We start from the raw sequence: 25,779 nt of genomic DNA, 5'->3' as shown, positions 1-25,779 counted from the left end.
ATCCTATAAGGATTCAATGATAGCAACTTACACATTGAATTTTACAATTAATCTGTTGATTTCAGCTATAAATCAATAACCTCAAATCCGCTCCATTGACCACTGTACCGCGATTATTGCGATGGCGAGTGAGCCTGCAGGCATCACCCATTTTTGATACCAGTGATAGTTTCTTGCCCAAATAAGGACTGGTAATGTAACTGCTAATATAGCCAGTTGGCCTATCTCTACACCTAAATTAAATGCTAGCACGCTGAGTAATTGATAGTCACTGGATAGCCCTAATTCACCTAATACACTCGCAAAGCCCATGCCATGCAATAAACCAAAGGCGAATGTGACCCAACCTAAACGCACAACTAATGGCCAAATATTGTTAAGAGCTGCAAACAACACCGATATAGCGATTCCCAATTCTACCCAGCGACTGTTAGGTGTAACTAATTGCATTGCAGTGGCGGTCAGAGTGATTGAATGCGCCAAAGTAAATGCGGTAACTATCCATGCGGTGTGTTTGAAGATCGTGACTTTTGATTCTGCACCTTGCCATTTTGCTGATTTTTTTACTAATACACAGGTAAGCAACAATGCAATTAAAAATAAGATATGGTCAAGTCCGAGCCAAATATGCAGCACTCCTTGGTAAACATATTGATTAAAAGTGGTGAGGTAATTGCTTTTAGTAAAATCAAAAGTTTGAAGGGCATTATTTTTACTCATCACGCGAGTTTGTTCATTGATAGTGACAATTGCTTTATGATTGGCATCAGTATCGAAAAATGCCTGATAATGAAATGCGATGGCGCTGTGGTTCGTGTCCAGAGCTGGGCAGGATAATTGCAATTTAACAACCACATAGGGTTGATTAAAATGACTATCAAGCTGCAACGGAGCGTCGCTGGTAAGCGTACATACTTGCTCGTCCGCTGATGTTACCGTCAGTGAGGTCAGGACAAAATCACTTATGGCGCTATGTTTTGTACTGATCTCATGCCATGCGATAGCCCCATCTTGGTTTAAATCAAACGCCACCTGTTGCTCTAAATCGGCAACGTTGATTTGCCAACTACCTGTAAAATGGCTGTCATCAATTGCGTTTAAATTAATATAGCTGGTACTTAATTGGTGTGCTTGAGCTGTTCCTTGCAACATGAAAAATAAACACAGGTTACAAAAAAACGCAGTTACAAATGCGTTCATAAAGAGGCTCCTTGTGCACGTGTAAGTAGTTGCTGATCGGCATTAAGCTTGGCTTGTTGCCAATTTATTTTTGCCCAGTATAGGGCTTTTCCTGGCTGTTTATTGATGTCTAAATAATAGTGAGCTAAATCATTGGCATGGAAACTGTCTTGGCGTAATTCACGCAGCGCCACTCTTTGCGCCATTAAATTTTGCCATTGTTTCAGCGAGGTATCGTTGTAGTGTTGCTCTGCAATTGCTAAGCGCAGCAACAAGGCATCCTCTAAATTTTGTTTTTCATTTACCAGTGCGGGCAAAGTGTTAAGCACTTTTTGATAATTCCCTTGCGCTAAATAAATATCTGCCCATAACACTACAAGGCTGACGGGGGCTGTTTTTAATGGCAATGACTGGATATGAGCGAGCGCTTCATCGGGTTTATTGAGTCTCAGTGCCATTTCAGCCAATACATGGCGGGTATTATCGCTTTGTTTATTACTTGTAATACTGTTTGCTAAACTTTGATAACTTTGTGCTAATTGACCGTCTTGGCTTAGTACATCAAATGTACAGGTATTAATTACATCCATTGCTGTTAGAGCCAAGAGTTTTAAGCATTGTTGTTTGGCGGCTTTAAAGTCACCTTGAACCATTAGCATATTGGCGCGTAATAGATGGGTGTTAACATGGTTAGGATCGCGTTTTAGTACTGCATCGGTGATTGCTAAGGCTGCTGAAAATTGATGTTCACGTTGTAAAACGCGTGCATACATGTAGCCAATTTGTGGTGTGGGAGATTGCGCATAGCGCTGCTGTAACTGGTTTTTTAATAAGCCTTGGCGAAGCTCAGTTTGACCTACTTGTTGGCTATTTATCAGTAACGTCATTAATTCGTCTTGATTAAGGTGTGCGGTATTTATTGTGCGGGCTTTTGCGATGATCTCGTCATCTGCTGGCGTATAAGGTTCAGCCCCTGCATTAACAGAGATCAATAAACAAAGGTAAGTAAAAGCACGGGTGATCATAGCATTCTCCTTAAAAAGGCCATCCATGGCCTGCAAGTTTTATTGTGTGATTTAGTTGTTACCTAACAAATCGTCAAATGTGGCATTTTCATCCGCATTTGTGAATGTACGGCCGTTCACACTCAGTGGCTTATCGGTAGCCGCTTGGTTAAATGCTGCACGGCCTAGTTGTGCAAAATCGACTTCAAGTGCTTCAATAGTGATATCAACCATTGCGGTAACTTGGCTGTTTACCCCATCACTGACTGCAAAGGTAAAGCTATCAGAGCCAGTCGTTTCAAGGTTCGGCGTATAGGTGTAACTACCATCACTATTAACCACTACCATGCCTAGCATTGGCTCAGTAACCAGACTGAAGGTAAGAGTATCTCCTTCAGGATCAGAACCTTGTAGCATGTCTTCAATTACAACTTCGGTTTGTGTGGTTACCATATCAGCTGTTGCTATGGGTGCTTTATTTACCATCGGTGGTATCTCAACGGTGTTATGGTCGTCATCATTGCTACAGCCGCTGAGTGTAAGCGCAGCAAGCAATAACCCAAGATGTGATAATTTAAAATGTTGCATGAGTGTTCTCCTTATTTAGACCCTGCAAGTGGAGTTGCTAGATATGGGAAGCTTGCATCCATCATCGTAGCGTTCACTGGTGCACCATCAGTAAATGGTACGTTACCTACACTGGCATCATCAGATGTGCACAGGCCTAAATCAGTATTTGTACCATTTACTGGAATTGGATAGCATAAGCGACCCATTACCACACGTAGCGCAATATCAACTACATCATCACCAGGACGACGGCCATTTGGGAAACCCGCTAAATCATCGCCAGCAACACCGAATGCTGATTGATCTGCTTGTGCTTTTGCAGCGATATTGGTATTTAGACGCAGCATTTCAGCGCCTGTAACAGTGGCCAATTGATTAACGCCTGGGAAACCAGTTAAAAATGCAGTTACTAAGTCATTACGTGGAAAATTCGTTGGTGCAAGGGTCGCTAGATTTGCCCCTAAGGTGGTGTTAACCGCATCTTTGAACAGAATATTTAATAGCTCTGGTAAAGATGGGTGGGTAACATAATCAATAAATTGACCATCGTCTTTAGGCTGTGAACTTGAGAAGGTATCTTTGTCTTTTAAACCAATTACCAGCTCATTAACAAGTGGATTACCTAAACGAGATACTTGAGTAAGCGCACCACCGTTTACCGCATTGTTAGCAAATTTAGCATTTGGGTTTAAAATACGCGCCTGTGGTAAGCTAGCTGTAGTCCATGTGCCAATAGTGCCATTGCCATTACCAACTACACAGCTTTTAGGTACTTCAATAGCAATTGCGGTCACATTTTTATCTGCTAAGTCATCATTATCTGCCGATTGTGTAATGCCTCCAGGGAAGCCCTCGCCATCACCTGCGCCCGGCGCACTGTCGCCTTCTACCGGCACATAGTTCACTAAGTCAAAGGTTTTGCCTAGGTTAACCACGAATGGATCTTTACGTTGGCCAACAAATACTTTTGCCATACCGTCACAGCCCGGGATCGCTACTTGATATACAAATTGCGCTGCGTAGCTTTTATAGCCATCCATTGATGAAAACGTTTTATCGCCAATATAATCAAGTGGCTTGTGGAATTCATTACTGCTGGTCATGGTATTAGTTAGCATGGTTTTGCTACCTGTACGCTGATCACCTGCGATCATCGTCATAGTGTATGATTCGCTAAAGTTAACTGCGGCATTATTGCCAGCTGCAACACCACCAACATTTTTAAGTGGTACAGCAACAGTACGTTGGTTGCCTTCAGGGCCAACGGTTAATGCAACGCCTTGATTGTCATTAGGCAGCATACTTTTGAAGTTAAAGGCGAAACTAATATCTTCAATCGCATCGCCATCGTTATCAATATGGATGCTGTAGGTTGCATCAGGATCCATGGCAAAATAGTTAGGTCCACCATAGCCATCTTGCAGTGGAATATAGTTTGCAATCAGGGTGACATAATCACCACGGCCTTGTTCATAACTGTTAAATGCATAAAAATCTGTTGAATCTAAAGTCGGGAAACGACTGATATTTGGAGCTTCACGGTGACTTGACGCCTCTGATGGGGCGCTTACTAAGGTACTGCATACTACAACTGCTAATATTGACGGAGTTAAAGCTTTCATGACTTTGTCCTTTAGTTTTAATAAATAGTGGTCATAGTTAATAACGCATGGTGGTCGTAATTAGATGCAAAGAAACGTAAATAAAGTTAATAAAATGTCTTTTTATTTGTATTGTTTTGATTTTAAAACAATAAAAAACCAGCTTGCGCTGGTTTTCAACTATCTTTTATTGTTTTACTACAATAAAATTAATTCAGTAGTGTAAAGTACTTCGCTAGGTAAGCCGTTTGGTGAGCCACCTATTGGCTCTATACTAATTGCTAACAGGGCAATATCTTGCGCGTTAAAACGTGCGTCTTTCAATATTGATTTAACGCCATCTTTAGGAAGTAGCCCTAATGATATTGGTATATCTTGCCCTTTTAAAATCATCCACAGCTCATAATCTTTATCCGTCCTTGCCGTAAGCTGCTCGCTGGCTTTTATTGATAAGCCTTGCTCGTTGATATCAATAAACCATAATGGTTTTTCGCTGGCATCTTTAAACAGTGCAATTTGCTGAGTGTTTTGCCCTACAGGCGTTTGTGGCTGCCAAATAATCAAAGCTAATACTACACAGGCTGCGGTAGCAATTAACGACCAAGCTTGCCAAATACCAGTTTTAGGTTGAATAACATTGTTCGATACTACTTGCTGTGGGTCAATACGTTGTGAAATTGCTTCCCAAACATGGCTATCTGGCGGCACAGATTTAATTGAGCTGGCTAAATTATTTAAATGTTGCTCCCACATCCAGGTCGCCTCTCGAACACGATTTGATGAGAGCATCAAACGTTGAAAGCGTTTGCGAGCAGAGCCTTTTAATGTTCCTAACACGTATTCAGCCGCCAACATATCGATGAGTTTTTGATTGTCATAATTCATAACGTTAAGCACCTTTGCAACTGTTGCAGGCCGCGTCTGATCCAGCTTTTTACTGTGCCAAGCGGAGTATCAATATGATCAACTAACTCACTGTGAGTCAAGCCTTTGTAGTAGGCTAAGTGGATCGCCTGTTTTTGCTGTTCATCTAGTTGCTCTATACAATCAACGAGTTTACTTTTATCTTCGTAATCAATAGCTAAAGGTGAGTCAGTTAAATCATCTGAGATTGCTGAGTCGTCATCTAGGGCTTGCTCTTTACGGACTTTATGATAGCGCAAAGAGTCTAAGCTACGATAACGAACAATGCTGATCATCCAGCTGATGACAGTGCCTTTAGTTACTTGATAATCAGATGCATTGTGCCAAATTTTCACAAATGCATCTTGTAGCGCTTCTTCAGCATGTGCACGATTGCTTAACATTTTTAAGCTGATCGCAAACAGCTTTGCACTTGTGGCATTATACAATTTAGCAAATGCCTGTTTATTGCCCTGTGCGGTTGCACTTAGTAGAGGTAATAATTCGTCGGTTTCCATAAAGTTCCTATTTTTATTGTCAGTTGGTAAACGTTTCAGGATGTAAATTGGATGCAAAAAACCAACTAAATGATGGGTGCTTACTATTATTTTCATGCTTTTCCACCAGTTAGCCTAGCAGCAAAATACGTCTTATCAAGTTGAGAAGCTCCGTCGGCTATTTGGTAGCAAGGTTTTACAATCGAAGTTTTGAAGTGATTAATGACTCTTTTAAGTAAAACAATATGGCTGACAAAATTGAAATTTTACCAAATTGCAAAAAAATCCCGTTGCTTACAATAAATGCCTTGTTTTAGTTATGGTTAAACGGTGCATGAATGTCATACAATGGGGTAAAAGTAGACCACATAAGAGAGATTAAAATGGCCGCATTCGGTACCGTATTTATGCCGCAGATGATTCAAGCACGTTTTACTGATAACGCTTGGAGCGAAAGCTCTGTTGTTCCGTCAGATAAAATTGAACTTCATGCTGGTGCACATGTTCTTCACTATTCAAGTACATGTTTTGAGGGGTTAAAAGCATTTCGCCATGAAGACGGCTCAGTTTATATTTTCCGTATGGACGCTAACATTGCCCGCATGAAACAAAGCTCGCATTTATTAAGTTTACCTGAAGTTGATGGAGCCATGCTTGAAAAAATGATCATTGATATTGTTCGCCAATATGCTGATGAAACGCCGTTACCACCTGGCTCTATGTATATTCGTCCAACTCATATCGGTACTGAAGCTGCAATTGGTAAAGCGGCTGTGCCGTCATTAAGTTCATTATTGTATGTGCTATTATCACCTGTTGGTGATTACTTTGCTGGTGGCGCGACTGCGCTGCGAGTATTGTTAGAAGAAGATGGTATGCGCTGTGCCCCACACATGGGTATGATCAAAAGCGGTGGTAACTACGCTAGCGCATTAGCACCCATTACGGCAGCACGCTTGCAACATCAAGCCGACCAAATTCTATTCTGTCCAGGCGGTGATGTACAAGAAACTGGTGCCGCAAACTTTATTTTAATTGATGGTAATGAAATTATTACTAAAGCGCTAGACAGCACCTTTTTACATGGCGTGACGCGCAGCAGTATTTTAACCATCGCTAAAGATTTAGGTATGACAGTATCCGAGCGCAATTTTACAGTCACTGAATTACTTGAGCGTGCTGCAAAACCGGGTACTGAAGCTGCTTTATCTGGCACTGCTGCGGTATTAACCCCAGTGGGTACTTTTATTCATAATGATAAAGAATACAAAGTGGGCAGTGGTGAAGCAGGGCCAACGACAATGCGTTTGCGCCAAGCCCTTAACGATATTCAATGGGGTAAAGCACCAGACACCCATGGCTGGTTAACCAAAATCGACGTGTAAAGTTAAACGATATGTTTTTATAAAAAGCCTAGGTTATTTATAACCTAGGCTTTTTTATGGTCTAAGTTATTTAATAATCTATACTTTCAACTGTGTAAGTTAGCTGCAAAGGTGTGTAAAAATAACGTATGTAAACACAGCAAGTATCACTAAACTAATCAGTTGATATCTTAATGCTATGAAATATATATGAATATTTATTTCTGTGAAATTTTATTAGTGGCGCATAGATTGCATTTCTATTTGGGTATAACTAACGACAAAAGGAGCGTTTATGTGGGCCGCAATAAGTTACTTATTATTGGCAATTGTATTTATCATTATGGGGTGGCAGGTTAGTCCTAGCTATTTTTCGCTGCTATTCTATTGGACGGCTTTATCTTTATTACTGGTAAGCGGTGCCTATTTTTTTAATATTGCAAAAATTTTTCGTAAACGAGAAAACGGTGTTATCCCGTTTTACATTCGTTGGGCTTTCATACCTTTTTTATTGGGGGCACAAGTTTATAACGCGTGGAGCCGAAAGCACGATAAAGTACCGCCATTACAACAAATTAACGAACACTTATTTTTAGCCTGTCGGTTATTCCCTTCAGATATAGATACTTTAAAAGATAACGGTATTACCGCGATTTTAGATGTAACCTGTGAATTTGATGGACTTGAATGGTCATCAACACAAGAAAACATAAACTATTTAAATATCCCTGTGCTTGATCATCGAGTCCCAACACGTTCGCAGCTTAATCAAGCGATTAACTGGATTGCCCATCATATTAAAGATAATCGTCGAGTGGTGGTGCATTGTGCGTTGGGTCGTGGTCGATCGGTGTTTGTGATGGCGGCTTATTTACTCAGTCAAAATAAGGAGGCTGATGTACATCAAGTGCTTGCGCAAATAAAAGAAACACGCGAAACCGCTAATTTAAATAAACACCAACTACGTCAAATAGTTAAACGCCATAGAAAGGGTGAGTTAATAATCAAAAATAAAGCGGTATTAATTGCTAATCCAGTTTCCGGCACTAAGTTATGGCAGCAAAAAGAGCATTTAATTGTTGCGCGTTTATCTGCTTATTATAACTTAAAAGTGATGATCACATCAGTCGAGAAAAATGGGATTGTGTTGGCCAAACAAGCGATAGCTGATAAGCCAGATATGATCATCGCCTGCGGAGGCGATGGCACAGTGGCAGAAGTGGCAAGTGTTTTGGTAAACAGAGACTGTAAATTAGGTATTATCCCATTTGGCACGGCCAATGCTCTAGCACATGTTTTAATGGGAATTAAGTCAAAGTTGATCCCTGTGGAAGTAGCATGTGATTTGATTATTGAAGGGCAAACCAAGCAAATGGATACAGCATATTGCAATGGTGAGTTAATGCTGCTGTTAGCAGGGATTGGCTTTGAACAACACATGATTGAAAAAGCCGATCGGGATACTAAAAACGAGCTTGGTCAGTTCGCATATTTACAGGGCTTCTGGCAAGCTTTAGGCGAACAAAAAGCCCAAGATTTCACAGTACAGCTAGATGATAACGAGCCGCAGCAAATACATACCAATAGTTTAATTGTCGCTAATGCTGCACCTTTTACTACTTTACTAGCGCAAGGTGGGGGACAGCCTGATCACTATGATGGCTTGCTCGATGTTAATTGGCTCACTCCAAACCAAGACGCATCAGCCAATGTATTAAGTATTGCTGAGCTGGTATTTAGCAGTATTACCCAAGCACATTTTGCGATTAATTCACATCATACCAATGCGCGCCGCGTTGCAATATCGGCGACTCAGGAAATAAAATATGTACTTGATGGTGAAGTTAAAAGTGCTGATAAATTGATCATTGAAATTACTCCGCAATCACTGGCGGTGATCTGTGCAGAGCAGGTCGAGTAACTGAACTTGTTGCGCGTTATAAGCTATAACGCGCAATGGCTGTTACTTCTTTTTAATACTAGGCCACACAAAGCCACTGTTTTGCGGTTGTGCATCGACACAGTTATCGAGGTATAACTGCTCGACCTTGGTACGAGCCCAAGGTGTTTTACGTAAAAATTTTAGGCTCGATTTTACACTTGGGTCTGATTTAAAACAGCGAATATCAACATGCTCACCCATCGCTTTCCAGCCAAGTGTTTGCTCGAGTTTTACTACTATTTGTTCGAGTGTAATGCCATGTAACGGGTTGTTTGCTTGCTGATTCATAATTCACTATTGCTTGATAAAAGTCGCTGCTATTGTAACGTAACTGTGCGTTGATACCAATTCTATTAATTAACGCGAATTGTTTTAGGAGCGGTTGGGTAAATAATTTCATTTTGCTCGTTGAGCATTAACCAATTTAACGCGCTATTATTGTGATGAGGTTTTTTTGCTGCACAAATCACCCGCACATTAGCCATTATAATAATCGCACCTTCGCTGTAGCGTTGATCTTCAAACCAACAGAGTTGTTGCTCGCTAACTATATTTTTTGCGTCAAGAAACAAGGCTGGTTTTTGATTATTACTGAAACTATTAGCCGAGTAAATTACACTGATAAAACAGATGCCTATAATCGTTATAATTCGCATATTTAGCCTTTGCATTAAAAAATAACTACACTAAGCTTATACCTAAGTTATCCCAAAATACTAGTTTCAGTTGCAATTAAATGCGTTTAAACCAGCCCACTTAGGGTTTTAGGGTGACTTGGCCATAAAATGTGTTAGGGTAAAATCCACAAAAATAATTTTCTAAAGACAAGGTGAGCACATGCAATTTAAACAAACGATGATTGACGAATTTACACTGTTAGCAAAATTTCCATTAACCAGTAAAATGCAAGGTATTAAGTTACATAGTGATGCTGATGAAAGCTTATTAAGCGCAGCACAACGATTGTTTGATAAAGGTATTATAGATAGCCCAGATGGCGGTTACTTAACCGATCTGGGCTTAGATCTGATAGAGCACGTAACCGTGCTACACAGTGCGTTGGGTAATTAAAAAATATCAGGCTGCATCCGGTTGGTTTTGTGGTGCAGCATCAATAAATGCATCAAGCTTGTTACAACGTTCATAAATGGCTGCTATTTTCGGATACGCAGTCATATCAACGTTAAAACGATAAGCATTAAAGACTTGCGGCACTAAACACACATCAGCAAGGCTAGGTTTATCACCCACACAATATTCATTTGTATGATCAAGTAGCTGTTCAATTTTTTCAAAACCAACCTCTACCCAATGACGATACCAGGTATTTTTGATTGCATCGTCAGCACCAAGTTCACCGCTTAAATATTTCAGTACCCGTAGGTTATCAATAGGATGAATATCGCAGGCAATGGCATAACATAAATTACGGATCTGGGCTTTTTGCCAGGCATCACCAAATAATAGTGGTGTGTCGGGGTGTGTTTCTTCAAGGTATTCTAAAATTGCCATCGATTGTGCGAGTACACCGTCATTGGTTTCCAGCGCAGGTAATAACCCTTGCGGGTTTTTATCTAGGTATTCAGGTGCTTGTTGCTCAGATTTTAGTAAGTTAACAGTTACTAAATCATGCTGAATATTTTTTAAATTAAGCGCAATACGCACGCGATATGCGGCAGATGAACGAAAATATGTATAAAGTTTCATGGTTCAATTATCCTTGTGGGCCACTGTAGTGTTTTTTAATAGTACGCCAGCAGTCAGTGTAGTTAGGTTGGCGCTCTTTGCCTTCTAATGCGTATTTTGTTGGTGAAATAACGTAACGTGATTCAAACATAAACGCGAGGGTATTTTCGTAGCGTTGCGGTTCAAGCTCTGCGTTAGAGGCCTTTTCAAATACATCAGCTTCTGGGCCATGCGGTGACATACAATTATGTAAACTCATGCCTCCTGGTACAAAACCGTGCTCTTTGGCGTCGTACACGCCTTCAATTAAGCCCATAAATTCACTCATAATATTGCGGTGATAATAGGGTGGGCGAAAAGTGTTTTCTGCCACCATCCAGCGTGGAGGAAAAATTGCAAAATCAATATTAGCAACGCCTTCTGTGCCTGATGGGGATGTCAGTACTGTGAAAATAGACGGATCCGGATGATCAAAGCTCACTGTATTCATTACATTAAAACGTGCTAAATCATATTTATAGGGTGCACTATTGCCCGTCCAGGCTACAACATCTAAAGGGGAGTGGCCTATATCACAGCGGAACATATTACCGTTGAACTTAGCAACCAACTCAAACTCACCTTCTTTATCTTCAAAGGCAGCAACAGGGTATTGAAAATCACGGTCGTTAGCGTAGCCGTTGGCTCCCACTGGGCCGCGCTCAGCTAACACATAAGCATGACCATAATTTTCACAGATATAACCACGAGCAGTATCACAGAGCAAAATGACTTGGAATTTAATGCCACGCGGGATCACTGCGATTTCACCCGCTTTAATCGTTAAATTACCACATTCTGTTTTCAGCAGTAACTGACCTTGCTGCGGCACAAATAACATTTCGCCGTCGGCATTATAAAAATAACGATCAGTCATTGATTTATTCGCTACATAAACATGGATGCCAATTCCTGTTTGGCCATTGGCGCTGCCGTTTGCAGCCATAGTGATCAAACCATCAATGAAATCGGTTGGCGTGGTTGGAATATCAATTGGATCCCAACGAAGCATAGTAGGTGGAGTCGGGACTTCGGTAATTGGGGCGGTGCGAATTAAACCGTTATCAATTGCGCTGTAATCACCTTGGACAACCGATGGGCGAATACGGTACATCCAAGTGCGGCGGTTATCAGCACGCGGCGCGGTAAATGCGGTGGTACTAAATTGTTCAGCGTATAAATCGTATTTTACTTTTTGCGGGCTAAACTGCCCAATAGGCAATGCGCCAGGCAGAGCTTCGGTTTCAAACTCATTGCCAAATCCTGTCATATATTTTAATTCGCTGGTCATCACTCGACTCCTTTATGTTTTACTGTAAGATACTCTCAAGTGAGACTAAATTCAAACATCGTGCTTTTTGTCACTGTACATATTTATGGACACTTAAACATGATTGTAAATTAAGAGGACATAGCCGTTATGGCACTCGATTTAGAGACATTTTTACCTTATCGTCTGGCTAACTTAGCCAGTAAAATGAGTGAACAGTTTGCACCCGTGTATCAACAGCAAAGTGATTTAAGCATTCCTCAGTGGCGTATTTTGTTTAATTTAGCCCAGTTTGGACAAAGCAACGCGAAAGCATTGTGCGAGCAAGCAGCAATGGATAAATCCACGGTATCGCGGGCAATTAAGGCATTGATAGATAAACACTATGTAGTGAGTTTAATCGATCCAGCAGATAAACGCGCCAGCTTGTTAGCGTTGAGTGAGCAAGGGTTGGGCTTGTATCAGCAATTAGCCCCAGCTGCTTTAGCGTGGGAGAAGAATCTGTTGGATGTTTTAACTCAAGCCGAGTATCAAACCTTGCTTAGTTGTTTAGATAAGTTAACTAGTAAATTAGATGAATAAAACAAAAAGCCCATCAAAAGATGGGCTTTAAAATTAATTTAATTTGTAAGTTACTTTAGCAAATTAGAATGTGTATTTAACACCTACACGCATTTCCCAAAGTGACGGCTTAGTTTCTACACTTGCACCTGCTGGATCATTAAAGCTGGTGTAAACGTATTGACCATTAACAATTTCAGTCGTTACAGCGTTTTGTAATGCGCTGCCGCTTTTCAGCACGCCCCAATCGTCATTTAGCATGTTACCGATGTTTTTGATAACAAAGTATGCTGAGCCTTTTTGATCATCAGTAAAGCCCATAAATTCTTGCTCAACTTTGAAATCGAACGTAACCCACCAATCACCATCAATGCTGTTACGGTTATTGATTTTACCGCGAGTTAGGCCTTCGCTTTCAACCCACTCATTAAAGGCTGCTTGATCAAAATCTGCACCATAAACAACTTGGCTGTCGTCAAGTGTTGGTACATACAATAATTGACGAGCAGCATCGTTGTATCCCATACCACCTGATCTTGAGTCAAATCCATATGAGTAAGGTGTTGTTTGTTGTGCTTGACCAAATAGGTTGAACTTAGTCTCGTAACCATCAAATAACTCATGGCTATACGCTAAACTCATCGTAAAACGGTGCGGAATTTCATAGTTAGATGTTGCCACACCTGGGTTTTCAGAATCAGACACCGCAACGTAATGATAGTTAGAAAATGCTACAGAGCTAGTCATCGGGTTAACATCTTTAGACACTGTATATGCATAAGAAATAGCAAAATCGATGCCATTATCAAATGACTTGTTCATTGCAAGAGACAGAATATGCGAGTAAGCATCATCGCCTTTAACATTGGTTAACAAGAAGTCTGAACCACCATTGTAAATTGGGCGACCATCTGGCGCTACACCAGTTTTTTCATATGCTAAGTTTTTAACAATGGCTGAATCTTGCTTATCGGTATAAAGGTAGTCAACATTAAACACATAATCGCTTTCAGTGATATAAGTACCACCTAGTGAGAATTTCCATTCTGATGGAATTTCAAAGTTAGGATCCGTCACATTTACATCAGCATCAGCACCACCTTGGCCTACTTTATCATATAAGCCTTGTGGAATATCGTAACCAGGTTGACCTGCGCCATTGAATGCTATTGCATCAGGACCAAGGATTTGGATATTTCTTTGATTAACTTGAACATTACGAACACCATCGTTTGAATAGCTGTTAGAAATCCATACGTTAGGGTTACCACCTGAATATAAGCCAATACCGCCGCGCAATTCTAACTGATCATTATATATCCAGTTAACACCTAAGCGTGGTTGAAGTAAGTCAACCCCATCAAGATTTTGGCTATTTGAATAGCCATAACGTTCTTCAAAGTTAGCATTATAAGTTGGTGTATCATCACTGGTATACCAGTCATAACGAAGACCTGCAGTAAATGTTACATCATAATCAATAAGTGCAAACTTATCTTGGAAATACACTGTATTCAGTGCATATTTGAATTCACCCGCGGCATCATCAGGATTTTGGCTTGAAGCGTTACCATAGTAAATTCTGTCTACAAAGCCGCTTTCAAACTCTTCAATAGAACCAAAACGGTATTCACCTTCATTATGCTGTACAAATAAGTTGAAAACATCAAGCTCTTCACGCTCATAGCCAAATGATAGCTCATGGTCTTCAAGGTAATATGTACCACCTAATTTAAGTGATAAATTATCATACTTAAGTTTGTTCGCTTGGCGAGAGTCATCAGGACCCATGTAAATATCAATATCACCAGTATCGATTCTAAACTCACCAAAACCAGATGCTGCATCAAGTGAATTTTGACGATTATCAAGTTTTGAGTAACCTACGCGAACTTCGGTTGAAAAGTTATCAGTCCAATCTGAATATACTGATGCTACGTAAGATTGTAGCTCAGCACCACGCTCATAAAAATGATTAGATAAAGCAATTTCGCTAGAATCTGCGTCTGACTGGGCTAGGCTGAAGCCGTCGTTATAGTTATAAACAAAGCTTGCACGGTGAGCTTCGTTAATATTCCAATCTAGCTTAACTAAGATTTTTTCATCTTCAACTGGCATGCTAGGTACCATAGTACCTGGGTCATAATTATATTTATCGATAGCAATTTGGGTAACGCGATCAATAGTTGCTTGATCAATTCGACCGTTAGCAAATGGCGTATAATTAAAAATTTGTGCGCCTTCAAGCTTCTCATAAGAAGTGAATAAGAATAGCTTATCTTCAATAAGAGGAAGGCCTACGTTAAAGCCGTAACGTTTTTCTGAGTAATCACCAAGCTCTTGTTTCTCGCCTTCAATTGAGTCACCTGACATTGAGTCATTGGTATAATCATAGAAGAAACCACCAGTGATTTCGTTGGTACCTGACTTTGTTACGGCGTTAATGTTACATGAAGTAAAACCACCATATTGAACATCAAATGGTGCAAGTTCTACTGCAACTTGTGCAATTGAATCAAACGAGAAAGGCATTCTTTCAGTAGGGTAACCACTTGAGTTTAAGCCAAAGTTATCGTTCATACGAACGCCGTCAACAGTTAAGCTGTTAAAACGTGGGTTACCGCCGCCACAATTGATAGCACCAGCGTTTGTTTCATCGATATAGATACGTGGATCAGCGCGAATAATATCTTTTAAGTCACGGTTAATAGCTGGTTTGTTTTCTAAATCATCTAAAGTGAAATAAGCAGCTGGACCTGTGCTGCCTGATTGAGCGCTAATTGGCGCGCCACTAACAACGATTTGTTCCATTTGTTGCGAGCGAAGTGCAACAGTTACTGGGTAAGTTTGACCAAGTGTTAAATAAACATCATCAAGTTGAGTATCTTCATATTTATCAGAATCAACAATGATTTTATATGGGCCGCCTACGCGTAAACCTTTTGTAGAGAAGTTACCTTGTTCATTTACTGTTGTTGTTTTTGTTGAACCAGAAGGTAAGTGGATAATAGTAATTTGAGTACCAGTGGCTGGGTTGCCATTTGGACCTGTGATTTGGCCTTTTACAGATGATGCAGTTTCATTTGCAAACGCTGCGCCACTTACGCCAACACAAGCTGCGATAGCAAGTGAAAGTGCTGTTTTGCGTAGTTGAATTTTCATTATTAATTTCCCGTGTAAGGTGTAATATTTTTAGTTTTGGTATTAATTTGCTCGGATTTTCCAAGCAGCTAAATTGTACCCTATTATTTCATTACAAATAAGTTACATTGCACATAAATTTGTAATAAAAGTAGTTTAGAACAAAACTGCGGTTTTTCGAGCAATTTAGTACCCATGAGTCAATCTACTCATTAAATATGACAAAAGTATGAAACCCAGTGCTTTATGCATAAAAAAACCCGCTAAAAGCGGGTTTTACATAGAGTTTTAAAAATTAGAACTTGTAGCTGATACCAATCTTAGCTTGCCATGTTGATGAGCTCGTTATTTGGCTATAGTTTCTTACATCAGCGCCACCGAAGCTATTATCAATAATATAGCGTCCTTGGTCATCAAGACCACCAAAATCATAAATTGATTGGTCTGAATAGCCTAAGCGCTTTTCTATACCCCAATCGCTATTAAGTAGGTTAGCGAAATTATCAATCATAAGGTATAGCTCGCCACTATGGCCGTTAGCAAAGCCAGGGATTTCTTGTTTAATGCTGATGTCCATGGTGGTAACCCAAGGCTGCGTTCCAGTATTTTTACCGATAATGCCGCCGCGTTGAGAGATACCTGCGCGATCTAAACGCTCTGCTAATTGTGCCCAATTCATTTCAGAATCAGCCCAATTGACATTCGCATCATCAGCACCCGTTGGAATATAGGCCAAATAAGCACTGTTGCTAAATAAAGAACTTGTGTCGCCTAAGTGAGCATCTTTATACATATTCATTGTATAACTAAATGGACGACCAGAACGGCGTTCAAAATACATATTAAATTTAGTCGCATAACCGGCAATAAACTCAGCATTGTAGCCTAAGTTAATTTTGAAACTGTGCTCAACTTCATAAAAGCCACGTGCTGCCACATCTTGATTACGATTAGCCGTAATATTATGCTTATAGTTACCTTCAGCTTGCGACGCTGATCCAACAGAAGACTCAGTAACATCTTGATGAGCATAACTTGCAGAAACAAATAAACCGTTATCCCATTCTTTAGCAATACCAGTAGAGATAATGACAGAGCGACCATCGTCGGTTGAATTAGTCATTGCAATATCAACATTATCTTTCAATGCACCACTGTAGATGGTTTCATTAATTACACGCTCGCCGTCAGCAGCTAAACCGATAGGACGGATAGAGGTATTATGCCATACAGCTTCATTTTCTTTTTTGTGGTAAGCAATTTCGGCCTGCCATTTAAAGCCATTTCCTAATAGTTCAGAATCAAACTCATATTCAAAGCCAACTTGGGCACGAATACTTGAAGGTAGCTTGAAGTCAGGATCAATGTAAGCGGTGCTTCCAGCGCCTTTCTCTAACGAATTTTTTATAACATCAGGGACCTGAGTGATATCTGCTGGGTTATTTTGGTAGTAGTCGTTTATTACACTATTTGGTGCAGAAACGAGGGTAATACCATCTTTTTGAAATGAGTTGTTATACCAGACATTTGGAATGCCACCTTGGAAACGACCAATTCCACCGTTGATAGTTAATGCTTCAGTTGCATAATACTTAAAGCCAACTCGAGGTAGAATAATATCTAAACCATCTAGGTTTTCTTGATTACTATAACCATAGGTGTTTAGAAAGCTTTCATTAAGAGTTGGTTTATCATCAGATGATAAGCGCTCATAGCGAAGCCCAGCTGTCACTTCTAAGTCATCATTTAAGTAAAAGGTATCTTCAATATATAAAGCTAATTGACTACGTGTTGCATCATAGGCGGTATCTGCTGAATTATTAGTGTACGCATTTTGATATGAGAAGTTGTATGCACTCACTTCGCGGTTAGCAAACTGATCAAGACTAGTGAATTTCCATGTACCTAATGAGTTCTCAGCAAACAAGTTATATAAACGAAGTGACTCATATTGAGCCCCAAAGTTTATTTCGTGCTCGTCCATTAGATAAGTTGCATCAAGTGTCAGTGTTAAGTTTTCAGTTTCAGATTTATTAGCATGGCGATATCTATCAGTACCAAAATTAAAACTAGGGCCATTTCTGCCATCTTCTTCTACGGTGATGCTACCTAAGTTAGAGCGAGTAACACTGTCAGAGGTTACATCTTTATAGGCAATACCAATCTCTGTTGAAAAGTCTTCAGTCCAATCAGAATAAAGCTTAGTGGCAAAGTTATTAAACTTAGTAACATATGCATATGTATTTGATTTTAATACAATGTTATTACCACCCTTACTAAAGTTACGCTCATCTTGATCATCTTGCCATTGATACGTGAAATCTAGGCGATGCTCATCACTGGCATTCCAACTAAGCTTAACCAATAAATTTTTATTGGTGTCTTCAGGTGCCCTCGCTAATGAATCGGTTAAACCATATTCGTCATTTAAAATAGCAATAAAGCGATTGTAGCTGTCTTCGGTTATATTGAATTCATTCGCTGCACCTGAATCTTCAAAGCCATACTCTAAATCCTGCTCACTTGACCACTGTGCGTAGTTTACAAAGTAAAATAGTTCATCTTTAATAACTGCGCCACCGACATTAAAACCAAAACGTTGTTCAGTTTGAATAGGTTTTACTTTATTTGTTGAATAAGTTTTATAACCGGCTTCATCTGTATCTTCTTCGTTAATTGTTTGAACATCGCCGGCCATATCAGGTGTAGATGTTTCATAGAAACCTGAAAATTTGAATTCATTAGTACCAGACTTCGTTACGGCGTTTATTGTACCGCCGCCAAAGTTACCTTTAGAAGCTGAAAAAGGCGATACGTCAACTGAAACTTGCTCTATTGCGTCAAGTGAAACAGGAGGTTGAGACGTCGGGTAGCCACCAAAATTTAAACCAAAGTCATCGTTTTGACCGATACCATCAACAGTTAGACCGTTAGTACGAGGGTTGCTCCCCGCAAAAGTTAACTCGCCATTACCATTGATACTTGCTAAAGGATTTAGACGGGCAATATCTTTAATGTCACGGTTAAAGCTTGGCATGTTACTGATTGTATCTTCGCCAAAGGTACTGCTTGAACCACCAGATTGCTGAATAATTTTATAGCCTGAGACTTCAATTTTTTCGATGTTAGCTGCTTGAAGCTGAGAATTAAGACGATATGTATCGCCCAGTTCTAAATATATATTTTCAAGCATGGTATCGGTAAATTGGTCTGAATCAATAAACACAGTGTAAGGGCCGCCAACACGTAAACCATTGGCAATAAAGGTACCGCTTTCATTGGTTGTTAATTCGCTTACAGTGCCAGTTGGTTGGTGAATAACTTTAATTTTCACATTTGCAGCTGCAGTGCCAGAAGGTGTAGTAATTTTACCACGCATAGCGGATGAGGTATCTGCTGCCATTACGCTTGTAGAAACACCTAAGGCTAGGATCACAGCCCCAGTTAATTTCGAAAGGCGAAGCTTATTCATTTTGTTGATTCCCGTGGAAAGTTAAGGTTTATTACTTGTTTGTGTTAGCTGACATCTTAAGTGCCTTTGCTAACGGTTTTGCTGAACTATCAAATAACGTATTTAATAATCCTGCTAATCGAATACCGGCTTGTTGTAAGCGAGTTTTAATAATCGGTGTATTTTCGTAAATGTAGCTAAAGCCAATCTCGTCATTATTTAGCTTGTATAGTTTGTCAGCTAAATTGTGTGACTCTGTTACCCATTGCTCTGGTGAACTGGCTAGGTACTCGGTAATTATTTCTGCATTATTAGTATCAATAAACTGCGCGAATTCAGTGAATGATAGGTTCTCATTTTCGATTAATTTAGTGTCCCACAATGAGTGCAGGTTGGTTGGCTGGCCAAAAAAGGTAACGTTAACACGGTTACCACCTCTGTCTTCTGCACGTCCGGCATGAAACGGCTGATGGCTATCGCCAACCAAATGAACAAGAAAGCGTAAGCTAAAACGTTTGGCATCTATTGAGCTGTTTTTGTTTTGTAGTGTATCGATGGCAAAATACATCCCTTCAAGAATGTTGCTTACATTATCTTTATTTAAATTTTCATCGTGGCTGTGAGTAAATGTAGTTGAGTTGCTTGGCGCGTTAATGTAATGCCAACGAGAAGATTTTTTTTGCCAAAAAGGACTCGGATCAGAGCGCATTTCATCAGCCCAAGTAGCAATTTGCGCTAGGCTTTGCCCTTCTAAAAGTGCTTTAAGCTCTGCTTTAGTTGCGTCTGTTATGTGATTTTCGGCAATTTTACCGACAATTCTGTGGCCATTTTGTCCCCAAGCCAATACATTTTGTGATGATAAAAGTACTGCGCCGACTAAAAGATAACTAAATCCATGTGTAATTTTGCGTAACATTTGTGTTTTCCTCAATGATCTTATTTGACAAGAGCGGCCTCTTCTATGGCGCGAATTGTCCTGATTTTGAGATAAATAGGAAGGACTCAAAGAAATTCATAATTTCCCATTGATAGTTCTTTTAATTCATAAGCTTAACTGTTTTGGGTAAAATTACTTGTTGTAATAAGTAATTTAAATTGGTCAAATAGAAGGATGAATCGTTTTGGATTGTTGAACTTTTGAAAATTAAACAGCTGCTTTTGCAACACAGCTTCTTTGTTACTGTTTTGTTACTGTTTTTTTTGTTGGTTTGGCTCAGTGGCCAGCTGAGTGTGGTTACATCAACGGGTACCTTGAAGCCTTTAATTGAAACATCTAGTCGTTGTCAGACGAGGGCAACAGAAAACCAATCGCAATTAATTGTCTATGCCTCGTCGCAAAAGGTCGCTCGTTCTTTAATACAAAACCTGTGTGAAGATCCCGTTGTAGCAAAACAATATGGCGAAGTGATCGCTTTATGGGGTTACCGTACTGCCGATAGCATTGAGTTCATTGGTAAAGGTATTGCTGATTTAATTTTAGCAAAAAACAACATTATGTCAGCCTTCAAAGCTGAATCGACCTATAACTACCAGCCTGTGGTTGGCTTTCCAAGTTATACTGCGTTTTTTATTTCAGCTAAAGAAAAGCCAAAAATTAACAAGCAATACTTTTTGGGGAAACGGATTGGCTTACTTGATTATCCTACAAGCCGATCGGGGCATATACTACCTAAACAAAAGTTTAAAGATTTAGGGATCAACCTTGAAAATTTAAAAATTACTTACGCCAGTTCACATAATGAGCTTAGGGAGTTATTAGCCAATGGACAGGTTGATTTAATAGCCTCTTTTTGGAAGGAAGCAGATCAGGCGCATTTTTCTAAAAATTATATAACTCCAATCAGCGATAATGTAATAGGCACACGTTGGTACTTTAAAATGCAGCATGAGAACACTGATTTGCTGTGCGCTATCCAATCTCAATTAATCCAATTATCTAAGCAGCAAGTGTCGACTTATTTTAATCATGTTGAACCATACTGGCATTGTTCAGCGGGTAAAGCTGAATTCTTAGGAGAGCAACGTGATGAATAATAAGCGCTTGTTTGGCGTGACACTGCTTATTTTTAGTGCGGCGCTATTGACGTTTAAACTCTCTAGTTATCTGCAGCAGGCGCAACATAACGATTTAATAATGGCTGATATTGAAAACCGAATTGCACTAGATTTACCTCGGTTAGACTTATCAAATCGTTTTTTGAAACACTCGGGTAATCATGATGCTATTGTTGGTTATCTACAACGTTTGAATATGCAATTGATACAACAGCCAATTCAAGTTAATACCATCAATGATGTCTCACTGGCATTAACAAATAATGGCCGCGAAAGTCGGATAGAGTATCTTGAAACAAGTGATCAAAAAGTTGCGATTACATTTTTAATTGAGACGCGTTGGTGGCATACAAGCGATATTTATACCTTTATTGTATTGTTATTATTGGCTTTTTTATTTTCTAAGTGGGCTGAACTTATTAACCGAACATCGCTGAAACACTTAGCATTAAAAGAACAAGTAGAGCAACTTCCACTGATTAATGTGCAAGTGAAACTAGTGATTGATTTGCAAGCCAAAGTTTTGGCTATTAATGATAACGCTGAGATAAAAGCTGGCTTAGCTAACAAACCACTGTGTTTTTACTTGGCTTTAATCGAGTTTTGCGTTGAGAATCCGGACGTGACACTTAATCAAAACAAAGATGTGCCGGATGAGTTAATTGAACTTGCTAATAAGTATTTTTACCGATTAACACAACTTGGCCATACTATTCGTAAACGGCCTAATTTTACTAACAGTCTAGAAAAAACCTTGAGTGAAATTAGGGCTGCATTGGATGAGGTACTTATTGAACACTCACAGCTGAAGGAAATATATTACCCTCCTAAGGCACATGGTGAAGGCTCTCGGTCACGGTTACATAGTTATGGTTTATCGAATATCAAAGCAGATGATATAGAGGTGATAGGCAAATAACCTTAACCTGGTTAGTGAGTTAGTTCAGAATAAAAACCTCACACTGCTAATACTTAAACTGTGTGAGGTAAGCTCTGATTATTTAGGAGCAAATTCAATGGCTTTGACTGGACTATTTTCAATAAAGAAGCGTTTTAATGCCTGTGCATCTGTTTCGTCAGTGCTGACAAATCCTTTATGATTTATCAGTATCGGGTAGCCGTCACCGCCAGATGCATTGTAGCTATTAATGCTCATGCGATAGGTTTTGTTTTTATCCAAAGCTTTGCCGTTGATCATCACTTTAGTCAGCGCATTATCGTTACGCTCGAAGCTTAATTTGTGGTATTGCAAATAAGCACCAGAATCCGGTGGGAAACTAGTTACAGTCTCAAGGTAATCCCAAAGCTCTTGGCCTTGCCAATCAATATACGCGATGCGATTTTTAAAAGGGTGTACTTTTAAAATATCTTTATAACTAACTGCACCTGCAGCAATACTATCACGTACGCCACCGCCACTGATGATACCAAAATCGGCGCCAACAACATTCATTTGTGCTTGCACAATAACGCGCGATAAGTTGGTTTGTTGATAACGAACTTTATTGCGATCGCCCTCAAGCTTTGCATCAACATAACCAATTTCACCTTCAATTTGTTTTGCACCTTTGGCTTGGTAATCAGCTAAAAATGTTTTTAAGGCAGCGTCTGGTTTGATGTATTCGTTGGCAAGCTCAGGCTTAATTGAACCATCAGCTTGCGTTTTATCAACGTATAAGTTAACTGGCAATAATTTATAATCTAATAAGGTTAATACGCCGTTTTCTTGTTTAAACTCGGCTTTGCCGACATATTTACCCCATTCATGAGCTTGCATTATCCACGTACCATTTTGTTGGTCTGGTTTACATGTCATACCGGGTTTAAAGTTATCGTCATTTTTATTTTCGCTTGCCATGCACACAGGTTCTTGTGAGTGACCGCCGATGATCATATCAAGGGTATGAGCCGGTAAAGAGCGGGCAAGGGTAACATCGCCAGGTGCATTTATGCCATAATTCGCATCAACATAATGACCCATATGAGTTACTGCAATCGTGATATCCGGTTGATATTGTGCTTTGATTTTCTCAGCTAAAGCTTGGGTTACTGCAACGGGCTCTTGAAATTCAAGGCCGCCGATATACTGCGGGTTGCCTATTTTAGCGGTATCTGTGGTTGTCAAACCAATAACGGCGATTTTCAGCCCCTGTTTGTTAAAAATCTTATAGGATTCGAAGGCATTTTTACCGGTTTTTTTATCAATTATATTAGCCGAAAGAAGCGGGAAATTTGCCCACTGCTGCTGTTGTTTTAAAACACTCAGTGGATTATCAAATTCATGATTACCAATCGCCATCGCATCGTAACCAATTAATGACATTCCTTTAAAATCAGGCTCTGCAAATTGCAGGTCTGATTCTGGAATGCCTGTATTTATATCACCACCAGATAGAAGTAGCACTGCGTGACCTTGTTGCTGCGCATCAGCACGTAACTGGTCGATTAAGGTTTTACGTGCAGCCATACCGTATTCACCTTTTTCGTTATGCCAAAAGCGGCCATGATTATCATTGGTATGTAAAATGGTGAGATAGTGAATATCTGCTGTGTCAGCTTGTTGAACGGAGGTTTGATGATTACTACATGCAGTAATGCTTAGTAATAGGAAAAATGAAAGTAATATGCGCATAATATGACCCGTGTTGTCAGTGTTGTGCTATTTATTAAGCGCATAGTTTAAACTAGTTTTATTGCAAAATAACGTAATTATTCTATTTTAATGTCATCTTGGAAATTTAACTTTCCAGTTGCCGCTAATTGACGTCGCTGTAACTCTTGTTCTGCTAATGCTGATTTTTCATGGTTATTACCCACCATCCAGTTTAAAAAGCTTGCCGGTAACTTAGTGTACGCCTCTCCTTGGTGTAAGCCAAAATCACAGATGTGTTGCTCTTCATACGACATAGTTGTTAATCCTGTTGTGTGTGTTTTATTGTTATAAATAATACTAACAAAATAAACTCGGCTATTAAGACGATTTCGTTTTAAACAAAATTTATTTATAACGTGAGTGAATAACAAGATAATGTAATTACATGTAATTTAAATGTAATCAATTCGGTTTGATTTGTTTAAAGGTACGTTTTGCTATCGTAATCTCCACAAGAGTTCTTTATTATTTGCATTAAATTCACATAACCACAACATTCTTCAGGATAGATATAATAATGAAAAAACTATTACTGTGCGGTTTGTTAACCGCAACCTCATTTGCAAGCCATGCCACTGTAGTTGAAATGCAAACTTCACAAGGCGCTATTAAGGTCGATTTGTTTGATCAACAGACTCCGAAAACGGTCGAGAACTTTTTAAGTTATATACAAAGTGATGCGTACAACCAAACCGTGATCCACCGTTCAATCAAGGACTTTATTATTCAAGGCGGAGGCTTTACTTTTACCGATGATTTTAAAGCGATCACAACGTCACCAGCTGTTGTGAATGAGCCAGAACTATCGAATGTAAAAGGCACGATTGCCATGGCAAAAGTCGGCGGTGATAAAAATAGCGCCACCAGTCAATGGTTTTTTAATCTCAAAGATAATAGTGCAAATTTAGATAAGCAAAATGGCGGTTTTACCGTATTTGGTCAGATTACAGCAGATAGTTATGCAGTGCTTGATAAGATCTCTGCTTTAGTGCATTGCGGTGAAATACCGGTAGTTAATCTCACTAAAGACCAATGTGCAAGTGCAGATACTACGCTGACTATTGCTAATTTAGTGTCGATCAATAGTGTTGTGGTACTGGATAATGATCCAAATTCGTCAGTAAATTTATCTCCAAAAGAAAATACGCTAATTGACGATCCAACTCCAACTCAGCCTGATGATGGGGATAGCTCAAGTGGTAGTATGAGCTGGTTACTACCATTATTATTGCTTGGCTTTAAACGCCGCCGCGCAGCTTAAAGGTATATACTTGCTATCGGGTTATGTGTCCCGATAGCAAACGTAACGCTTTAGAGTGCAAATACCCGCATTACTAATAACACCCACATAGTTAAAACCAGTAAACAGCCAAGCAAAAAGCTATAATAGCGAGGTTTTACGCTATTGCTGCCTAAATGAATAATACTGTGAATGACGCGAGAAATCACAAAACCCCAGGCTAAAGTAATAAATACATAACCCGCTGCATTGAGCTGTAAAGCAGCTAAACAGGCTACAAAAAATAGCACTGGTATTTCAAACTGATTAATAAAGTTTCTACCGGCAATATGTACATCATCACCCGCATTATTTAATTGCATAGTGGCAAAATCTTGCATAGTAATCGTTTTGTTACGCGCCGCACTAAAACGGCGGCGGCCCATGACTACCATTACCGTAAGAGTGAGTAGTACCTGAGAAAACATCGCGAGTAATACATATTTTTCCATTAAGAGTCTCATTTGATAAATAACCTAGCTTTAAGCCTAGCAGTTTGTCTTTATAATTCACAATGTGTTACAAAGTATTTAGAAAAATGATTGCAAGCGTTTTGAATTTTACCGATCATTCAAACAACAAAT

Annotated in this window: 23 protein-coding genes; 7 read left to right on the top strand and 16 right to left on the bottom strand. The window is 39.6% G+C overall.

What is annotated here, in order from left to right:
• Nucleotides 1-81 precede the first annotated feature (81 nt).
• The 6 genes from H5180_RS00660 to H5180_RS00635 all read right to left on the bottom strand — a co-directional run bounded on the left by H5180_RS00660 (nt 82) and on the right by H5180_RS00635 (nt 5,775).
• Nucleotides 82-1,200: a HupE/UreJ family protein gene (locus tag H5180_RS00660; protein ID WP_182757451.1), complete on the bottom strand. Its 1,119-nt coding sequence runs from the start codon at nt 1,198-1,200 to the stop codon at nt 82-84.
• A complete protein-coding gene (locus tag H5180_RS00655; protein ID WP_182757450.1) occupies nt 1,197-2,204 on the bottom strand; it encodes a lipopolysaccharide assembly protein LapB in 1,008 nt (335 codons plus the stop codon). The genes H5180_RS00660 and H5180_RS00655 overlap by 4 nt, the downstream gene beginning before the upstream one ends.
• Nucleotides 2,205-2,255: 51 nt before the next feature.
• On the bottom strand, nt 2,256-2,771 hold the full coding sequence (locus H5180_RS00650) for an Ig-like domain-containing protein (RefSeq protein ID WP_145234389.1): 516 nt from the start codon (nt 2,769-2,771) through the stop codon (nt 2,256-2,258).
• Nucleotides 2,772-2,782: 11 nt separating this feature from the next.
• Nucleotides 2,783-4,375: a DUF4331 domain-containing protein gene (locus H5180_RS00645; RefSeq protein WP_145234387.1), complete on the bottom strand. Its 1,593-nt coding sequence runs from the start codon at nt 4,373-4,375 to the stop codon at nt 2,783-2,785.
• A 177-nt stretch (nt 4,376-4,552) separates the two neighbouring features.
• On the bottom strand, nt 4,553-5,239 hold the full coding sequence (locus H5180_RS00640; RefSeq protein WP_145234383.1) for an anti-sigma factor domain-containing protein: 687 nt from the start codon (nt 5,237-5,239) through the stop codon (nt 4,553-4,555).
• Entirely contained in the window at nt 5,236-5,775 is a 540-nt protein-coding gene (locus H5180_RS00635; RefSeq protein WP_182734204.1) for a sigma-70 family RNA polymerase sigma factor, read from the bottom strand. The genes H5180_RS00640 and H5180_RS00635 overlap by 4 nt, the downstream gene beginning before the upstream one ends.
• A gap of 362 nt (nt 5,776-6,137) precedes the next feature.
• Between H5180_RS00635 and H5180_RS00630 the strand changes: the two genes are divergently transcribed.
• Nucleotides 6,138-7,139, top strand: a complete 1,002-nt coding sequence (locus H5180_RS00630) for a branched-chain amino acid aminotransferase (RefSeq protein ID WP_149979978.1) — start codon at nt 6,138-6,140, stop codon at nt 7,137-7,139.
• A gap of 274 nt (nt 7,140-7,413) precedes the next feature.
• Nucleotides 7,414-9,039 (top strand): diacylglycerol kinase family protein, encoded by a 1,626-nt coding sequence (locus tag H5180_RS00625; protein WP_182757449.1) that lies wholly within the window; start codon nt 7,414-7,416, stop codon nt 9,037-9,039.
• A gap of 42 nt (nt 9,040-9,081) precedes the next feature.
• Here the strand turns inward: H5180_RS00625 and H5180_RS00620 are convergent, their stop codons facing one another.
• Both H5180_RS00620 and H5180_RS00615 read right to left on the bottom strand, forming a co-directional pair.
• The gene (locus tag H5180_RS00620; protein ID WP_145234376.1) at nt 9,082-9,348 is read right to left on the bottom strand and encodes a VF530 family DNA-binding protein; all 267 of its coding nucleotides are present in this window, start codon (nt 9,346-9,348) and stop codon (nt 9,082-9,084) included.
• Nucleotides 9,349-9,413: 65 nt separating this feature from the next.
• Entirely contained in the window at nt 9,414-9,716 is a 303-nt protein-coding gene (locus tag H5180_RS00615; protein ID WP_145234374.1) for a DUF1496 domain-containing protein, read from the bottom strand.
• A 181-nt stretch (nt 9,717-9,897) separates the two neighbouring features.
• Between H5180_RS00615 and H5180_RS00610 the strand changes: the two genes are divergently transcribed.
• On the top strand, nt 9,898-10,131 hold the full coding sequence (locus tag H5180_RS00610) for a TIGR02647 family protein (RefSeq protein ID WP_145234371.1): 234 nt from the start codon (nt 9,898-9,900) through the stop codon (nt 10,129-10,131).
• A gap of 6 nt (nt 10,132-10,137) precedes the next feature.
• On the opposite strand, the gene maiA is transcribed toward H5180_RS00610, so the two are convergent.
• The gene (maiA, locus tag H5180_RS00605) at nt 10,138-10,767 is read right to left on the bottom strand and encodes a maleylacetoacetate isomerase (protein WP_182757448.1); all 630 of its coding nucleotides are present in this window, start codon (nt 10,765-10,767) and stop codon (nt 10,138-10,140) included.
• Between the two features lie 7 nt (nt 10,768-10,774).
• Entirely contained in the window at nt 10,775-12,076 is a 1,302-nt protein-coding gene (gene hmgA / locus H5180_RS00600) for a homogentisate 1,2-dioxygenase (protein WP_182757447.1), read from the bottom strand.
• 129 nt (nt 12,077-12,205) lie between these two features.
• Between hmgA and H5180_RS00595 the strand changes: the two genes are divergently transcribed.
• Nucleotides 12,206-12,637, top strand: a complete 432-nt coding sequence (locus H5180_RS00595; protein ID WP_149979983.1) for a MarR family winged helix-turn-helix transcriptional regulator — start codon at nt 12,206-12,208, stop codon at nt 12,635-12,637.
• Between the two features lie 63 nt (nt 12,638-12,700).
• On the opposite strand, the gene H5180_RS00590 is transcribed toward H5180_RS00595, so the two are convergent.
• The 3 genes from H5180_RS00590 to H5180_RS00580 form a co-directional block, all read right to left on the bottom strand.
• Nucleotides 12,701-15,778, bottom strand: coding sequence for a carboxypeptidase regulatory-like domain-containing protein (locus tag H5180_RS00590; protein ID WP_182757446.1), 3,078 nt, complete (start codon nt 15,776-15,778; stop codon nt 12,701-12,703).
• Between the two features lie 274 nt (nt 15,779-16,052).
• Complete coding sequence (locus tag H5180_RS00585; RefSeq protein WP_182757445.1) at nt 16,053-19,229, bottom strand: TonB-dependent receptor; 3,177 nt, start codon at nt 19,227-19,229, stop codon at nt 16,053-16,055.
• A gap of 31 nt (nt 19,230-19,260) precedes the next feature.
• Nucleotides 19,261-20,124 (bottom strand): S1/P1 nuclease, encoded by an 864-nt coding sequence (locus H5180_RS00580; RefSeq protein WP_182733983.1) that lies wholly within the window; start codon nt 20,122-20,124, stop codon nt 19,261-19,263.
• Between the two features lie 221 nt (nt 20,125-20,345).
• Here H5180_RS00580 and H5180_RS00575 point away from each other — a divergent pair, with 221 nt between their 5' ends.
• Together H5180_RS00575 and H5180_RS00570 are read left to right on the top strand one after the other, a co-directional pair.
• Entirely contained in the window at nt 20,346-21,242 is an 897-nt protein-coding gene (locus H5180_RS00575; protein WP_182757444.1) for a PhnD/SsuA/transferrin family substrate-binding protein, read from the top strand.
• Nucleotides 21,235-22,182 carry a hypothetical protein gene (locus H5180_RS00570; RefSeq protein WP_182757559.1) on the top strand — a complete coding sequence of 316 codons (948 nt, stop codon included), beginning with the start codon at nt 21,235-21,237 and terminating at the stop codon, nt 22,180-22,182. Before H5180_RS00575 ends, H5180_RS00570 begins: the two co-directional genes overlap by 8 nt.
• Nucleotides 22,183-22,260: 78 nt before the next feature.
• Here the strand turns inward: H5180_RS00570 and ushA are convergent, their stop codons facing one another.
• Together ushA and H5180_RS00560 are read right to left on the bottom strand one after the other, a co-directional pair.
• Nucleotides 22,261-23,895 (bottom strand): bifunctional UDP-sugar hydrolase/5'-nucleotidase UshA, encoded by a 1,635-nt coding sequence (ushA, locus tag H5180_RS00565; RefSeq protein WP_182733985.1) that lies wholly within the window; start codon nt 23,893-23,895, stop codon nt 22,261-22,263.
• A 77-nt stretch (nt 23,896-23,972) separates the two neighbouring features.
• Nucleotides 23,973-24,170: a hypothetical protein gene (locus H5180_RS00560; protein WP_145234351.1), complete on the bottom strand. Its 198-nt coding sequence runs from the start codon at nt 24,168-24,170 to the stop codon at nt 23,973-23,975.
• A gap of 263 nt (nt 24,171-24,433) precedes the next feature.
• Between H5180_RS00560 and H5180_RS00555 the strand changes: the two genes are divergently transcribed.
• Nucleotides 24,434-25,177, top strand: coding sequence for a peptidylprolyl isomerase (locus tag H5180_RS00555; protein ID WP_182730763.1), 744 nt, complete (start codon nt 24,434-24,436; stop codon nt 25,175-25,177).
• A 50-nt stretch (nt 25,178-25,227) separates the two neighbouring features.
• Here H5180_RS00555 and H5180_RS00550 read toward each other — a convergent pair whose 3' ends face one another.
• Entirely contained in the window at nt 25,228-25,647 is a 420-nt protein-coding gene (locus H5180_RS00550) for an MAPEG family protein (protein ID WP_145234347.1), read from the bottom strand.
• Nucleotides 25,648-25,779: the final 132 nt, after the last annotated feature.

This window comes from Pseudoalteromonas sp. SR41-4, assembly GCF_014163985.1.
Taxonomy (GTDB): Bacteria; Pseudomonadota; Gammaproteobacteria; order Enterobacterales; family Alteromonadaceae; genus Pseudoalteromonas; species Pseudoalteromonas rhizosphaerae.
This window is presented reverse-complemented; position numbering and strand designations above follow the sequence as displayed.